14 protein-coding genes and 2 tRNA genes are annotated in these 15147 nt (G+C 36.0%); 6 read left to right on the top strand and 10 right to left on the bottom strand.

Annotated features, from left to right (window positions below; translation table 11 throughout):
• Window positions 1-14: 14 nt before the first annotated feature.
• Genes ACQVD9_RS00925 through hisB form a run of 6 tightly spaced genes read right to left on the bottom strand, consistent with a single transcriptional unit; the run spans window position 15 to window position 3728 of the window.
• The gene (locus ACQVD9_RS00925; RefSeq protein ID WP_264747033.1) at window positions 15-455 is read right to left on the bottom strand and encodes a GNAT family N-acetyltransferase; all 441 of its coding nucleotides are present in this window, start codon (window positions 453-455) and stop codon (window positions 15-17) included.
• 1 nt (window position 456) lies between these two features.
• Window positions 457-909 (bottom strand): GNAT family N-acetyltransferase, encoded by a 453-nt coding sequence (locus ACQVD9_RS00920; protein ID WP_264747032.1) that lies wholly within the window; start codon window positions 907-909, stop codon window positions 457-459.
• 10 nt (window positions 910-919) lie between these two features.
• Complete coding sequence (hisF, locus tag ACQVD9_RS00915; RefSeq protein ID WP_264747031.1) at window positions 920-1690, bottom strand: imidazole glycerol phosphate synthase subunit HisF; 771 nt, start codon at window positions 1688-1690, stop codon at window positions 920-922.
• Window positions 1691-1704: 14 nt separating this feature from the next.
• Window positions 1705-2448, bottom strand: coding sequence for a 1-(5-phosphoribosyl)-5-[(5-phosphoribosylamino)methylideneamino]imidazole-4-carboxamide isomerase (gene hisA / locus ACQVD9_RS00910; RefSeq protein ID WP_264747030.1), 744 nt, complete (start codon window positions 2446-2448; stop codon window positions 1705-1707).
• A 45-nt stretch (window positions 2449-2493) separates the two neighbouring features.
• Window positions 2494-3135 (bottom strand): imidazole glycerol phosphate synthase subunit HisH, encoded by a 642-nt coding sequence (gene hisH / locus ACQVD9_RS00905; RefSeq protein WP_264747029.1) that lies wholly within the window; start codon window positions 3133-3135, stop codon window positions 2494-2496.
• A complete protein-coding gene (hisB, locus tag ACQVD9_RS00900; RefSeq protein WP_264747028.1) occupies window positions 3135-3728 on the bottom strand; it encodes an imidazoleglycerol-phosphate dehydratase HisB in 594 nt (197 codons plus the stop codon). The genes hisH and hisB overlap by 1 nt, the downstream gene beginning before the upstream one ends.
• Before the next feature lie 124 nt (window positions 3729-3852).
• Between hisB and ACQVD9_RS00895 the strand changes: the two genes are divergently transcribed.
• The 4 genes from ACQVD9_RS00895 to ACQVD9_RS00880 all read left to right on the top strand — a co-directional run bounded on the left by ACQVD9_RS00895 (window position 3853) and on the right by ACQVD9_RS00880 (window position 7557).
• Entirely contained in the window at window positions 3853-6090 is a 2238-nt protein-coding gene (locus ACQVD9_RS00895) for an AsmA family protein (protein WP_319804742.1), read from the top strand.
• Window positions 6090-7127 (top strand): A/G-specific adenine glycosylase, encoded by a 1038-nt coding sequence (gene mutY, locus ACQVD9_RS00890; protein ID WP_264747825.1) that lies wholly within the window; start codon window positions 6090-6092, stop codon window positions 7125-7127. The genes ACQVD9_RS00895 and mutY overlap by 1 nt, the downstream gene beginning before the upstream one ends.
• 18 nt (window positions 7128-7145) lie before the next feature.
• Window positions 7146-7418 carry an oxidative damage protection protein gene (locus ACQVD9_RS00885; RefSeq protein ID WP_264747026.1) on the top strand — a complete coding sequence of 91 codons (273 nt, stop codon included), beginning with the start codon at window positions 7146-7148 and terminating at the stop codon, window positions 7416-7418.
• 63 nt (window positions 7419-7481) lie between these two features.
• Window positions 7482-7557 (top strand) — tRNA-Phe (locus tag ACQVD9_RS00880).
• Window positions 7558-7877: 320 nt separating this feature from the next.
• Here ACQVD9_RS00880 and ACQVD9_RS00875 read toward each other — a convergent pair.
• The 4 genes from ACQVD9_RS00875 to ACQVD9_RS00860 all read right to left on the bottom strand — a co-directional run bounded on the left by ACQVD9_RS00875 (window position 7878) and on the right by ACQVD9_RS00860 (window position 10962).
• Window positions 7878-8381: an OB-fold putative lipoprotein gene (locus ACQVD9_RS00875; protein ID WP_264747025.1), complete on the bottom strand. Its 504-nt coding sequence runs from the start codon at window positions 8379-8381 to the stop codon at window positions 7878-7880.
• A 252-nt stretch (window positions 8382-8633) separates the two neighbouring features.
• Window positions 8634-9485, bottom strand: coding sequence for a hypothetical protein (locus ACQVD9_RS00870; protein WP_264747024.1), 852 nt, complete (start codon window positions 9483-9485; stop codon window positions 8634-8636).
• Between the two features lie 137 nt (window positions 9486-9622).
• Window positions 9623-9853 (bottom strand): hypothetical protein, encoded by a 231-nt coding sequence (locus tag ACQVD9_RS00865; protein ID WP_264747023.1) that lies wholly within the window; start codon window positions 9851-9853, stop codon window positions 9623-9625.
• A gap of 1032 nt (window positions 9854-10885) precedes the next feature.
• Window positions 10886-10962 (bottom strand) — tRNA-Arg (locus ACQVD9_RS00860).
• Window positions 10963-11172: 210 nt separating this feature from the next.
• Between ACQVD9_RS00860 and glnE the strand changes: the two genes are divergently transcribed.
• The gene (gene glnE, locus ACQVD9_RS00855) at window positions 11173-14112 is read left to right on the top strand and encodes a bifunctional [glutamate--ammonia ligase]-adenylyl-L-tyrosine phosphorylase/[glutamate--ammonia-ligase] adenylyltransferase (RefSeq protein ID WP_413774172.1); all 2940 of its coding nucleotides are present in this window, start codon (window positions 11173-11175) and stop codon (window positions 14110-14112) included.
• A 159-nt stretch (window positions 14113-14271) separates the two neighbouring features.
• Entirely contained in the window at window positions 14272-15084 is an 813-nt protein-coding gene (locus tag ACQVD9_RS00850) for a hypothetical protein (protein ID WP_264747022.1), read from the top strand.
• Window positions 15085-15147 lie beyond the last annotated feature (63 nt).

Genomic DNA, 15147 nt, shown 5'->3' with positions numbered 1-15147 from the left:
TTAATAAAAATAGCTTAACAATCCATTTGGTATGTATTCCAAGCGGTTTTGGTGGCAATTCTATCGTAAAATGCTTTAGCACGGTAATTATTCTCTGCAGTAATCCAGCGAATAAATGGCCAGCCTTGTTGTTGCGCTTGTTGCTTAAGTGCTTGCATTAAAGCATCGACTACTTTTTTACCACGACAGTCAGGGTTTACAAATAGGTCATCTAAAAAACCTACAGTAAAACCATTTAGAGGGGAAAGCATTTCACGGTAGTGGGCTAAGCCAACCAGTTCTCCCTCTAGCTCTGCTACTAAGGCAAACATTTTTTTATCTTTAATCCATTGCCATACAGTAGCTACTTTCTTTTCATCAAAGTCACGTTGGTAAAAGCTAATATAGCCTTTGTAAACATCAATCCATTGTTGGTAGTCTTTTTCTTCTACAAATCGAATAATTACATTTGTCATTTTATTTTGCCTTGTTTATATCCAATTGATAGGTGTGCCAAATGGTTTTTCTAGCTATTTTATCGTGGAAGGCTTTGGCACGGTAGTTGTTTTCTCGGGTTTTCCAACGAATAAATAACCAATTTCTGTCTTTAGCTAAACGTTTTAAATCTTCTATTAGTAAATCTGCTACGCCTTTGCCTCGGTATTCTTCTACTACAAATAGGTCTTCTAAGTAGCCCGTTAATTTGCCATTAAGGGGGGAGAATAGTTCTTGTGAGTGGGCAAGGCCAATAAATTGTCCATCCACAATAGCAACAGAGCAGAATACTTTGTGTTGCATGAGCCATTGCCATAGCGTAGTCACACTTTGTTGGTCAAAAGTTCTACGACAAAAGGTGATGTAGCCTGTATAGAGCTTTACCCATTGTTGATAATCTTCTGAGGTAATAGCTCTTACAGTAATGGTTGTCATAGCGTGCCTATTAGCGAATAGTGATGCCTTGTTCTGCCATAAATGCTTTAGCTTCTGGAATGGTGTATTCGCCAAAGTGGAAAATACTAGCAGCTAGTACTGCATCGGCTTTGCCGTAAATAATGCCATCAGCTAGGTGCTGTAGATTACCAACGCCACCAGAAGCAATAACGGGTAGTGAGATAGCTTCACTAATAGCACAGGTTACACCAAGGTCAAAACCATTTTTCATACCATCTTGATCCATACTAGTGAGTAATATTTCACCAGCACCCAATGCTTCCATTTTTCTTGCCCATTCTACCGCGTCTAATCCTGTAGGTTTACGTCCGCCATGGGTAAAGATTTCCCAACGGGGTTGTTCATCACCTGTGGAAACTTTTTTAGCATCAATCGCTACTACAATACACTGTGAACCAAAGCGTTCAGCCGCCTCTTGAACAAACTCAGGGTTAAATACCGCAGCAGTGTTAATGGATACTTTATCCGCGCCTGCATTAAGTAGGTTACGGATATCTTCTATAGTTCTTACACCACCGCCTACGGTTAATGGAATAAATACTTCACTAGCCATTCTTTCTACAGTATGTAGGGTTGTATTACGATTATCCACGGAGGCAGTAATATCTAAAAAGGTGATTTCATCTGCCCCTTGTTCGTTATAACGGCGCGCAATTTCTACAGGGTCTCCTGCATCACGAATATTTTCAAACTTTACGCCTTTTACCACACGACCGTTATCAACATCTAAACAAGGGATAATGCGTTTTGCTAGTGCCATATTAACTCCAGATATTATTTTTTAGCTTTGTATTCATCGCAAAGTCTTTGGGCTTCACCTAAGTCTAAAGTATTTTCATAAATAGCACGGCCAGTGATAACACCTGTGATATTAGGTTGGTTAGCGTCTAATAGTGTTTGAACATCGTCAATAGTATGGATGCCACCTGAGGCAATAATGGGGATTGAGGTAGAGGCAGCTAATGCTGCTGTGTGCTCTACATTACAGCCTTGTAGCATGCCATCGCGGCTAATATCTGTATAAACAATGGCTGATACACCATAGTCTTCAAAACGTTTAGCAATATCTTCTACACGATGTGAGCTAATTTCTGCCCAGCCATCAGTGGCTACCATGCCTTCCATCGCATCAATACCAACAATAATTTTGTCTGGGAAGTTGCTACAGGCTTCTTTAATAAAATGAGGGTCTTTTACCGCTTTAGTACCAATAATAACGTAATTAACACCTGTCATTAGGTATTGATCGATGGTTTCTAGAGAGCGAATACCACCACCCACTTGAATAGGCAGATCTGGGAATTTGTGAGCAATAGCCTGTACGATAGGGGCGCTAACTGGTTTTCCTTCAAAGGCACCGTTTAAATCTACTAGATGTAGTCGTTTACAGCCAGCTTCAACCCATTTTGCAGCTACTGCTACAGGGTCATCAGAAAAAACGGTAACATCGGTCATTTTACCTTGGCGTAATCTAACACATGCGCCATCTTTTAAATCAATAGCTGGAATAACTAACATATTTCACCTTCAGAGTAATTTAATGGGAAAGGGTAATAATTAGGCTTACCAATAACCATCCCATGTAACGAAATTTTGTAATAGCTGTAAGCCATGTGTATGGCTTTTTTCAGGGTGGAATTGCACAGCAAAACAAGAGCCCTTAGCTACTGCAGCAGCAAAATCTACACCGTAGTGAGTAGTACCTACTAGTTGTTGGTTGTTTGTTACTTTTGCATAGTAGCTATGTACAAAATAAAAACGACCTTGATTAGGAATTTCATGCCATAGTGGGTGATCTAGCGATTGGTTTACTTCATTCCAACCCATATGAGGAACTTTTAATCGTTCATCATTGGTTTCATGTAGGTCTTTACCAAAAAACTTAACTTCACCTGAAAATAGTCCTATACAGTCAACGCCATTATTTTCTTCACTGCTATCAAATAAGGCCTGCATACCAACACAGATGCCTAGGAAAGGACGTGTACCACTAATTTCTTTCACTAACTCATCAAAACCTAGGCGACGAATTTCCGCCATACAGTCTCGAATAGCTCCAACACCAGGAAATACTATCCGATCTGCTTCCCTAATAATATCAGCGTCACTAGTTACTATGACACGGCCTGCACCAACATGTTCCAAAGCTTTTGCTACGGAATGGAGATTACCCATTCCATAGTCAATCACAGCCACCGTTTGCATTACAAACACCCTTTAGTGGAAGGAATTTGGTCGGCCATTCGCGGATCGTGTTCTATAGCCATACGAAGCGCACGACCAAAGGCCTTAAATACAGTTTCTATTTGGTGATGAGCATTCGCGCCACGTAAGTTATCAATATGCAATGTTACTTTGGCGTGATTAACAAAACCATGGAAGAACTCTGAAAATAACTCTACATCAAACTTACCTACTGTACCTCTTGTAAAAGGCACATGCATTTGTAGGCTAGGACGACCAGAAAAATCAATCACAACCCTAGATAATGCCTCATCTAATGGAACATAGGCATGGCCATAACGACGAATACCTTTTTTATCACCAATTGCTTGATTAACCGCTTCACCTAGAGTGATACCGATATCTTCAACACTGTGATGATCATCAATGTGGATATCGCCATTACAGGTGATATCTAAGTCTACTAGACCATGCCTAGCTATTTGATCTAGCATATGTTCAAGAAAAGGAATGCCAGTATCAAACTTGGCTTTGCCTGTACCGTCAAGGTTAACTGATACCTTTATTTGTGTTTCTTTTGTATCACGTTTAACGGTTGCGCTACGTTCAACCATTGCTGCTCCAATTAGTCGTATAAAATATTTATTATAACTAAATGTTAAAATAAATACGTTAGTTGGCTAAAAATTATAGAATAAAGAATTCAAGATACTATACTGTATAGTAAACCGCTTTAAAATGGAAAAAATTATGAAGGCAATTAAATATCTCAGTTATTTTATCATAGGACTTGTTGTTCTAATTCTCCTGCTGTTTTTTGGGTTGATTTTGTTCTTTAACCCTAATAATTACAAGGCTGAAATTCAGAATCTAGTTAAAGAAAAAGCTAATATGGAGCTCAAAATTGATGGGGATATTAGCTGGACATTTTATCCATGGCTAGGTATTTCTATTCAAAATACCAGTGCAGCTAGTGTAGAAAGCCCAGAAAAACCTTTTGCACAGGTTAAAGAGTTAGACCTTTCAGTAAAATTACTGCCTTTATTTAAAGGTCAAATCCAAATGAATGACGTTAATATTGATGGCCTCGTTGTTGATTTGGAAAAAGACGCACAAGGCAAAACCAACTGGGATAAAGTGGGACAAACCACAACAGCGGAAAATACACAGACTACTACCGATAAACCAACTGAAAAGCAGCCAACAGAATCTACAGGTAACGGTAAAATTAATTTAGATGTGAATAGTATTACCATTAACAATACTAAAATCATTTATAAAGATTTAAAAGCAGGACAAGACTATACAATTAATGATGTGCATCTATCTACAGGAACTATTCGTATTGGTGAACCTGTAACAGTTAAATTAGGTGCTAATCTTAAAAGTGCACAACCTAAGTTGTCTACCACTGTTAACTTACAAGGTCAGTTAGTTTATGATCTTGATGCACAGCGTTATGAAGTAAAGGGGCTTGATTTAGCAAGTGATATTTCAGGTGATATGTTTAATGGTAAAACAGCTAGTTTCACGGCTAAAGGTGATCTTGTTGCGGACTTAAAAGCTAATACGGCTGCTTGGAATAAACTTGGCCTAACCTTAGATGATTTAAAAATATCAGGTAGTATTAATGCTGCAAATATTACAGGCACTGTGCCAACAGTAAAAGGGGTGATAACAGCCGATACCTTTAACTTACGTAAAGTACTAACAGATATTGGTGTTGCATTACCAGAAATGGCTGATAGTAAAGCATTAACTCAAGTAGGTTTTTCTACAAACCTATCTGGTTCTACTAAAGCAGTTGCTTTAAATGATTTAAAAATCAAATTAGATAGCACTAACTTTACAGGCAATATAGCTATTACTGACTTAGCAAAACAAGCAATAAAAGTTAAGCTAACAGGTGATTCTATTAATGTAGATAACTATTTACCACCAGAAACTAAACAAACTGCGCAAAACACTAAAGCAACCACCACTACAACAGGTACAGGTAAAACAGTTACTGTTAACCAGCCTGTTTGGAGTAATGATGCTATGTTTGATCCTAAAAGTTTACGTGGTTTAGATATAGATGCGGACTTAACTATTAACCAATTAACAGTTAAAAAATTACCATGGCAAGGGTTTGGTGCGAAATTAACGGCTAAAAATGGTGTGATCAATTTACAAAATGTTGGTGGTAAATTATTTACTGGCTCTATTAATGTAAAAGGTTCAGTAAATGCTAGCTCCAATACGCCTCAAATTACAATACAGCCAACTATTAGCAATATTCCTATGGATAAGCTATTAGCCAGTCAAGATATGAAAGATATTTCTATTAGAGGTAACTTAAACTTTAACGGTAATATCCGGACTGCGGGTGTAAGCCAAGCTGCCTTAGTAAAAGGCCTAAATGGTACTGCTAACTTTGTGGTAAATGATGGTGCATTAATTGGTGAAAACTTTGAGTATCAAGTTTGCCGAGCAGTTGCTTTAGTGAGAAAACAATCTTTAACTTCTCAATTTAATCGTACAGAGACTAAATTTAACCAATTAAAAGGGTCAGTAAATATTACTAATGGTGTTGCTAGCAACCAAGACTTAGTTATCTCTATTGCTGGTTTTGAAACCAAAGGTAAGGGTACTTTCAATGTTCCTACCATGATGGTTGATTACCAAATTGCCCTAGCGTTAAAAGGTGAGCAAGATGTTAGTGGTGATCCAGCCTGTAAGGTAAATAAAGATGTTGCTGGTGTCGACTTCCCATTACTCTGTAAAGGTTCAGTACTTGCAGGTGGTGGTCTATGTGGTATTGATACGGGTGCTATTGGTCAAATGGCTTTAGAGGTTGGTAAAAATAAAGCTAAAGAAGAAGTTAATAAAGCGTTAGATAAAGAAAAAGACAAATTAAATAAGAAGCTTGAAGAGAAATTAGGTGATAAAGCACCTAATGTTGAAGGGATTTTAAAAGGCATTCTGAAGAAGTGATAAACGCTGTATCCTTTGCTGAGAAGGTGCTTGTATGGTATGACCAACATGGTCGCAAGCACCTACCTTGGCAGCAAGATGTAACTCCCTATAAAGTTTGGGTTTCTGAGATTATGTTACAGCAAACCCAAGTTTCTACAGTAATCAATTACTTTTCTCGTTTTATGGAGTCGTTACCAACGGTTCAAGCCTTGGCAAATGCTCCACAAGATGAGGTTCTACACCTGTGGACAGGGCTTGGCTACTACAGTAGGGCAAGAAACTTACAAAAAACAGCACAAATCATTACCAATGACTATCAAGGTATCTTTCCTGATACAGTAGAAGAACTAACTGAACTGTCAGGTATAGGGCGTTCTACTGCTGGTGCAATTCTTAGCCTAGCAATGAACAAGAGAGCTGCTATTTTAGATGGCAATGTTAAACGTGTATTGTGTCGTTATTTTGCGGTACAAGGTTATCCTGGAGAAACTAAGGTAGCTAAACGGCTTTGGGAAATTGCTGAACAGTTAACACCTAATGAACGCGTTAATCATTATACTCAAGCCATGATGGATATGGGGGCTATGCTTTGTACACGTACTAAGCCTAATTGCCTGTTGTGCCCGATACAAGCTGATTGTAAAGCGAGAATAGCGGGTACTACCAAAGCTTATCCAAATCCTAAGCCTAAAAAAGAGTTACCACAGAAGCATGTAATTATGCCCTTGTTTAAGCATCAAGATGCCATTCTACTTTATCAAAGACCCAATACAGGCCTTTGGGGGGGATTATGGAGCTTACCTGAAGTGCAAAACCAAGCAGAATTACAAAGTTACGCAAAACAACATGGTTTGACAATCGTGGCTGAAAAGCCATTAACAAAGCTTATACACACGTTTAGTCATTTTCAACTAACGATAGAACCTTATCTTATAGAAGTTAGCCCAAATGTTAATAAAGTGGCTGAAAACACCCAAATCTGGTATAACTTAACCCAACCACCTCGTTTAGGGCTAGCCGCCCCTGTAAAGAAGTTATTAGCTCAAGTAAGCTAAATTAGTAGGAGTATACAAATGGCACGTATGGTTTTTTGTCGTAAATATCAGCAAGAATTAGAAGGTTTAGATAATCCTCCTTATCCAGGTCCAAAAGGCCAAGATATCTATGAAAATATTTCTAAAAAAGCTTGGGATGAATGGACAAAAGAACAAACAATGCTGATTAATGAAAAGCATCTTAATATGATGAATGCTGAACATCGTAAGTTTTTACAAGAACAGATGGAGAAATTTTTTCTTGGTGCAGCTTATGCTAAAGCAGAAGGTTATGTTCCTCCTTCAAATTAGAAAATAATTTTTTCATTAGACTCTTGACAGTCAGCGTTAAAAACAGTTTAATAGCGACCCATTGCTCGGATAGCTCAGTCGGTAGAGCAGAGGATTGAAAATCCTCGTGTCGACGGTTCGATTCCGCCTCCGAGCACCATATATAAAGCCTAGTTAATTGATTTAACTAGGCTTTTTTATTATCTAAAATAAACTTCCCCTCTATTTGTACCCCATTTTTATTTGTTATAAGGTAAAATTAAGCAAGGTTTGGCTTTTAATGGCATCAGTAAAAGAAACAGAGATACATTTCAGCAAACTTCCTGATATTGTTGCAGTACAATCTATACCAGCTTTTCCTCTGGCAAACATTATTATCAGAATTAAATATGTAGTTAGATTGTTTAATGTATGAAATGATGGGTATGTTGTTTAGAGTAAGCGAATTATTATCTAGCTTACTCTAAATATTGAATAATTTTATTTTAACAAGCCATTTTCAAAAGAATATACACTACTTGATATTGAACCTGATAAAAAGCGTGACGTTTCAGAAAGTTTTGCACTAATTGAAACCGTATCGCCTGTCCTAAGTGCTAAAACTTTTCTTGTTGTTGATGAGTTTTCATTCATACTTACAAGAGCTGAACATTCTGTATTTTTTAAATCTTGGATTGTCACAGAATAATAGGTTACTGATGGTGAGTTTTCATTAACTGTAGGCATACGTTTCTTTTTTTCTACACCTTGAACCTTGCCTGATAAAATAACAGTTTTTCCTTCCCATTTTGAACTGGCAGCGGCTGAGCTTTGTTTATAGTCATTCCATATTTGTTCTAATGAAATAGTTTGAGCAGATCCTTGAGGGAAACTGCTACCAGAACCATTAGTTACTCCCTCTAAGTTTTCTCTAATATTTTGAGAGGTATTTAATGCTTGCTCAGAAGCATCTAGTGCATTTTGTACATGCTCACAACCAGCCAATAAAAAAAAGATGATCCCATAGTTAACATAACTTTTAAATAATTCATCATATAATTCCCTAAAAAAATTTAATTAACACTAAAAATATTATCATGAGTAAAATTTGAAATATCTAAATCCTTAGATGACAATAAGTAACAAAATTATACAACTGTTTGATAATTGCTATCAATGAATAGTAGCTCAACTTTTTAAAGTATAATTTCTCCCGTTACGTGGGAGAAATTATAAATTGGCTACTTCTTATATACCTTATTGTGTTGGTATGTTATAGGCTTGAAGAATTTGGATACCATTAGATAAAGGGCAAGTAGTAAATTGACCTTTACCTAGGTAGTTAATCTCAACTGCATCTACTGTTCGTCCTTGCTTAGCAAGAATTATATGAATAACTGGTTTACCACCATTTAGCGCATAAGCGTTTGTGAATGTAGTAGCTGTGTTTTCCCAACTAAATGTTTTGTTATAAACAACTGTTGAATATCCACTACCATCTTTCACCGTATAGAGATGTCTTATGCCATGGTTTCCAGGGATAATTTTATTATTAAAAGTCTCTTTAACACCATCTTCATCAAAATCTACTTGGTGAGAGTTAGGATCATAGTCAGCTGTCATTTTTGGTAGTTCGTGTATTTCGCCAATGCCAGTGCATAGATAGTTAGAGCGTTTTGTTTGCTTCTTAGTAGGGCAAATAGAAAAATCATCAGGCCTGTTATAAGAAATATCATAAGCTTGTTTAGTTTCTGGATTTATAACTTGTAGTGTAGATACTTCATCAATAGTGGTTGTAGCTATTTGTAATGGTTGAGTGCTTTTTTCAGCATAGACTAGAGTCTTTTGCCCTGCATCTTCAATAACAACTACCCATTCATTAGTTGCTTTATTTCCCATGACTAACAATTCTTGAGTTTTCCCATCACCTTTTAAGTTAGCCTCAAGAGAGTTAAACTGTTGCCATTTTTGCCAACTCTGTAAACTACTCTCATCTACCCCTTGTATAAGAGGCGTTTTTTGACAGTTTGTCTCAGACGCTTTGGCCTGTATTGATAATGGGTATATTAATAAGCTAAGTGCAAACAGAGAAGTAGCATATTTTCTCATAAAATCCCTATTTTTATATGTTAAGTTTTGTTATGGTGATATTAATATATTGAAATATCAAGAGTTATTAATTATTTTAAAATATAACAGCTTATAACTCTTGATTAGAAAAAAAGACTTTTAAACTTTATATATGCTTATCTATCTAATACTCTTAAAAAGCGATCAATACGATTTTGTGTGCGATCAACAGTATTCATAACTTTGTCACCAGTATCCATTGCTTTATCAAAGGTATCCATAGATTGATCAACATTGTCAGCCACTTCATTTGTGGTATTAGTAGTTTTTTGAACTTGTTGATCAGCACATCCAGCGAAAAAAACTAAACTTATGGCAACAATAACTAACTTAGAAAATAGCTGCATAAATAATTACTCCAGTAATTTTTAAATAAATTGTTACCAAATAATACTATAGTCTAATATGTTATGACAAGTTGGTAATTAACAATAATTAGATAGTGACTATTCGATACTTGCAGCGCAAGCTATATCATATAAAATATTAAACTAATAATTAAACTTTACTTAGTATGATCAAGCCTTTGCTTGCAAAAACTAGTTATCATATCAACCAAATTGTTAAATGACGCAACAAGCATATTTAGCAATAAATGAAAGGTGTTATTTGTTTTGTTATATTAGCCTTTGTGACTAGCTTTATTTTGGTAAGGATGTCTATTATCTATCAACAAATTGGCAATACTGATCCTGCATTTTATATTTATTTAGTTGTATATTTTAAGTTCTTTTTGCACGCAAAGAGTTGAAAAAAACAAACTAACACGTGCTTATAATATGAAATCTCCCACCAAAAAATCTGTAACCTACTATCTTAGATTTTGATCATAACTTCTTTAAAGAGGTGGTAGAAGCTTGGGGACTTACATATTAATTTAATTATTATGAAAAGATTTCTATTAATATTTTTAGCATTACTCTTTATTTGCTGTGGATTCCTTATCGCTTTTAAAAGGAACCAACTACCAATACTATTTGTATAATAAATAGTTGTATGCGAGTATCCCGTCATCTTAGTAGCATCTTCTAGACTGACAGAAAGACTAGGTAAATTTACTTGAATCATACAAGATTCCCCGCAAATAATAATTACCATGTTGAGATATAAAAATAAAAAAATTGAGCATAGAAAACTCCATGCATGACAAATAAATTGAAGTGTAAAATACGAAAAATCTTAGGCAAAAAGACCTATAACTGGCTAATTAACCATAAGATTTAAATTGTAAGTTCTTTATTGCAATAAAATAGAACCATTGTCTAAAAGACAGTATTAATTTGATTTTAAATCCTTATATTAATTAGCGCCGTTTATATGATCTTTTGCTGTCATTGAGAATTTTTTATTTTATTAGTTTTGCTAAAGTTTTGGTCTTATGGCGCACTCGGCGGGAGTTGAACCCACGACCCCTGCCTTCGGAGGGCAGTACTCTATCCAGCTGAGCTACGAGTGCATATAGAAGAGGGGCATAATAATACGCATATAATAGTTAATAGTCTATACTTTTGGTTGTTTCATTTGTAGCAAAAATAGAAATTAAATTATTAAGTTATTAATTTTTACTGAAAAGGGTTTAGTTACTTATAATAGATCAATTAAAAAATAATAAATTGGTCTATTATTGATACTTTGACGTAAAACTAATAACTTCTTGGATGTTGCTATGAATAAACCTGCACTTATTGCTATGCCTGAATCTTTACAGTCAATGAAGTTACATGGCATCAATGCTTTTTCAGAAGCTTTGGCAGACAAAGGTTTAGATAGTAAGGCTTATCAGCAATGGTCTGAAGGAAAACAGCAACAATTAGCTAGGGTATTGGCTTGTAGTGAGTTTGTTGTAGAGCAAGTCAGACGTTGTCCAGAAATACTATTAGAATTATTAGAAAGTGATGAATTCGATCGTAGTGTTAGTACTCAGGAGATTGTTGAGCAGTTAGCAAAAGTTGTAGATGCTTGTAGTACAGAGGATGAGTTATTAAGTTGTTTACGTAAGGCACGTAATCGTCAGCAAATTCGTATTATCTGGCGTGATATTACAAGGCAAGCAGATTTAATAGAAACTTGTAAGAATCTTTCTGATTTTGCGGATGCAAGTATAGATCAGGCCTATCATTGGTTATATAGAGAGCAAGCCAAGGTTTTTGGTGTACCCATTGGTAGATATACTAAACAGCCACAGCATTTAATTATTTTAGGAATGGGTAAACTAGGGGCTCAAGAGCTAAACCTTTCTTCAGATATTGATCTAATTTTTGCCTATCCTGAAGGGGGAGAAACAGAGGGAGCCAAGAAATCTCTAGATAATCAGGAGTTTTTTACACGATTAGGCCAGAAGCTAATTAAAGCATTAGATAGTATTACTATTGATGGTTTTGTTTTTCGGGTAGATATGCGTCTGCGTCCTTATGGTTCAAGCGGTCCTTTAGTTTATAGTTTTCCTGCAATGGAGCAGTATTATCAAGATCAAGGGCGTGATTGGGAACGTTATGCCATGATTAAAGCACGTGTTGTGGCTGGTGATAAGGAAACAGGCAAAGATTTAATAGATATTTTAAGACCTTTTGTGTATAGGCGTTATCTTGATTTTACGGCTATTGAAGCATTACGCACAATGAAGCAGTTGATTCAACAGGAAGTTAAACGTAAGGGTATGAGTGAAAATATTAAACTTGGTTCAGGTGGTATTAGAGAGATTGAGTTTATTGCACAAGCTTTTCAGTTAATTCATGGAGGAAGGGATTTAAGCTTACAACAACGACCTTTGCTAAAAGTATTGGATACTTTAGCAGGTGAGGGATATCTTCCTTCAGCCGTTGTTGATGAGTTAAAGTCAGTCAATTGTTTCTTACGCTATGTAGAACATGCTATCCAAGCTATTGCCGATAAACAAACGCAAATGTTACCAGATAATCCAACAGATCAAGCTCGTGTAGCTTTTATGATGGGTTATGAAAATTGGCAAGCATTTTATGATGCCTTAACAAAATATCGTGAGCGAATTGATTGGCATTTTAAGCAAGTGATTGCTGATCCAGAAGAAGAGGAACAAGAGGCTAGCCAAACTATAGGTGAAGAGTGGTTTCCTTTATGGATAAGAACACAAGATGAAGAAAATTCCTGTAACCAGTTAGCGGAAGTGGGTTTTACAGATGTTCAAGAACTTTATCAGAAGTTAATGGATTTACGTCATAGCCCTAGCTTGAGATCTATTCAGCGCACGGGAAAAGAGCGATTAGACGCTTTTGTGCCACGCTTAATTAATGCTGCTATAGAGTTAGAACAACCCACTTTAAGTATATTAAGAGTATTACCTTTAATCGAAGCGGTAGCCCGTCGCTCAGTTTATTTAGTGTTACTTACGGAAAATCCAGGTGCTTTAAAAAGGTTGTTAAAGCTTTGTGCAGCAAGCCCATGGATTGCTGAGCAAATTACTCATTACCCAGTGTTACTTGATGAATTGCTAAATGAAGAAAAATTATTTAGTCCACCCAAAGCAGCAGAATTAGCAGCAGAGTTACGGCAACATTTAGCACGTATTCCTGAGGATGATTTAGAGCAGCAAATGGAAGCACTTAGGCATTTTAAATTAGCACATCGTTTAAGGGTGGCAGCTTCTGAAATTACAGGTAATTTACCACTAATGAAAGTGAGTGATTATCTAACATGGTTAGCTGAGGCTATTTTAACTGAAGTATTGCATTTAGCATGGCGTCAATGTGTGTCTAAATATGGTGTTCCACAACGATTGGATGGCACATCTTGTGATTTGGATTATATTATTATTGGTTATGGTAAGGTGGGTGGTATAGAGATGGGGCATAACTCAGATCTTGACCTTGTTTTTATCCATAATGGTGATCCTCAGTCTGAGACAGATGGTGCTAAATCAATTGATGGTTTGTTATTTTTTACCCGTTTAGGCCAGCGGATTATCCATATTTTAACCACTCAAACCACCTCTGGTATTTTATATGAAGTGGATATGCGTTTAAGGCCTTCAGGTGCATCAGGTTTATTAGTAAGTAGTTTGGCAGCCTTTCAAAGATATCAAGAAAATGAGGCGTGGACTTGGGAGCATCAGGCTTTAGTAAGAGCTAGAGTATTAACAGGTGCTTCCGATGTAGCAGAAGCATTTGAAAAAATACGTATTGAGGTGTTAGGAAAGCAACGTGATCTAACACAGCTGCAAACAGAAGTCAGTGAAATGCGCAAAAAAATGCGCGATAACTTAGGGACGCAACATACTAATGCTGGACTAGGTAATAATGCATTTGCAGCAGATCAGTTGTTTAATTTAAAGCATGATGCAGGCGGTATGGTAGATATTGAGTTTATGACTCAGTTTGTTACATTAGCATGGTCTTGGAAATACCCTGAGTTATCTGTTTATACCGATAATATCCGTATTTTAGACGCAATGGCAGAAACTCCTCTGATGACACCAGAAGATGCACTTTGGTTACAAGATACTTATCGAGCTTATCGTTCTGTGGTACATAAATTAGCATTACAAAATGAGCCCAATTTAGTAGCTGCTGATCAGTTTATCGAAGAGCGGAAAAGAGTAATGAGTTTTTGGTATTCTCTTGGGTTAAATTAATATTTACTTGGTAACTGCTGCGTTACAATATCCAATACTTGTTGTGCAGTTAATGGTTTGGATGAAGAAGTAGCGGAAATATGAGTTCATAATACTGCTTGCTAAAAATATTTGTAATTTTACACTCATGATGTAGAAGTTTTGATGGAACATGATTAAATGACAACGTTGTTAAGAAAAGAACCTTTAGTGTTAGCCATAATGATAATATTGCTATTTACGACGTATGCCATGGCAAATATGCGAGCTGCCATGAGAAACTGGCAGCCACCATCCTCCGTATTAAAAGCGCCACAAGTAGATAGCGCTAACATGGAAAATAATTCCTTACCTAATCTTGAGGTTTTACAGGAAACATTAAAAATAAATTGTGATCATTATCAATGTCAAGTTAATGCTGCTTATCATGTAAATACGAAAGAAAAAGAAGCTTTAAAGTTTGAATTTATTTTGCCAATAGATACTAAAGTAACAGCGACTATAAACACTGTAGCGGTTACTACTAATGTGACTATGGATAATACCTACCGTTTTCAAGAAGATGAAATTAGCTCTATGTCTCGATTTGAAAATTCATTTCAAGTTTATAAAGCTGATTTTTCAGGAACCTTACAAAAAGGAGATAATATTATAGAGGTAAATTATATACAGCCTTTATCAATACTAGAGGCGGACTATGGCTATTTTATTAGTAGTAGATTTGTAGAAAATTTTATCTATATCTTAGCACCTCTGAAAGAGTGGAAATTAGCTGATAATTTTGTACTTAATGTAGAAGTAAGTACTGTTAAGAAGAGACCAGATCGCAACCCTTGGAGTTTATTTAAAAGCCGTGCTATTAATTGCTCATTAACTAACGGTAAAACCACTAAAGAAAATGGCAAAGTTGTTTATCGTAATAAACTAACTAAAGAATTTCCAAATAATTTGATTTGTACTATGGGTGATAGCGATTTATTAAAAGGCCTATAAAAGGGTAATGGGCGGGTAGTTGATAACAGCATAGCTTTTGTTATTTTAGGATAACCATCTGAT

It is taken from the genome of Entomomonas sp. E7T21 (assembly GCF_058693955.1).
The sequence above is the reverse complement of the archived record's forward strand: the minus strand, read 5'-3'. Positions and strand labels throughout refer to the sequence as shown.

What these genes read in the sequence shown, in the direction of transcription:
- ACQVD9_RS00925 (WP_264747033.1), bottom strand. Translation starts at nt 455, where the DNA reads ATGACAAATGTAATTATTCGATTTGTAGAAGAAAAAGACTACCAACAA.
- ACQVD9_RS00920 (WP_264747032.1), bottom strand. Translation starts at nt 909, where the DNA reads ATGACAACCATTACTGTAAGAGCTATTACCTCAGAAGATTATCAACAA.
- hisF (WP_264747031.1), bottom strand. Translation starts at nt 1,690, where the DNA reads ATGGCACTAGCAAAACGCATTATCCCTTGTTTAGATGTTGATAACGGT.
- hisA (WP_264747030.1), bottom strand. Translation starts at nt 2,448, where the DNA reads ATGTTAGTTATTCCAGCTATTGATTTAAAAGATGGCGCATGTGTTAGA.
- hisH (WP_264747029.1), bottom strand. Translation starts at nt 3,135, where the DNA reads ATGCAAACGGTGGCTGTGATTGACTATGGAATGGGTAATCTCCATTCC.
- hisB (WP_264747028.1), bottom strand. Translation starts at nt 3,728, where the DNA reads ATGGTTGAACGTAGCGCAACCGTTAAACGTGATACAAAAGAAACACAA.
- ACQVD9_RS00895 (WP_319804742.1), top strand. Translation starts at nt 3,853, where the DNA reads ATGGAAAAAATTATGAAGGCAATTAAATATCTCAGTTATTTTATCATA.
- ACQVD9_RS00885 (WP_264747026.1), top strand. Translation starts at nt 7,146, where the DNA reads ATGGCACGTATGGTTTTTTGTCGTAAATATCAGCAAGAATTAGAAGGT.
- ACQVD9_RS00870 (WP_264747024.1), bottom strand. Translation starts at nt 9,485, where the DNA reads ATGAGAAAATATGCTACTTCTCTGTTTGCACTTAGCTTATTAATATAC.
- ACQVD9_RS00865 (WP_264747023.1), bottom strand. Translation starts at nt 9,853, where the DNA reads ATGCAGCTATTTTCTAAGTTAGTTATTGTTGCCATAAGTTTAGTTTTT.
- glnE (WP_413774172.1), top strand. Translation starts at nt 11,173, where the DNA reads ATGAATAAACCTGCACTTATTGCTATGCCTGAATCTTTACAGTCAATG.
- ACQVD9_RS00850 (WP_264747022.1), top strand. Translation starts at nt 14,272, where the DNA reads ATGACAACGTTGTTAAGAAAAGAACCTTTAGTGTTAGCCATAATGATA.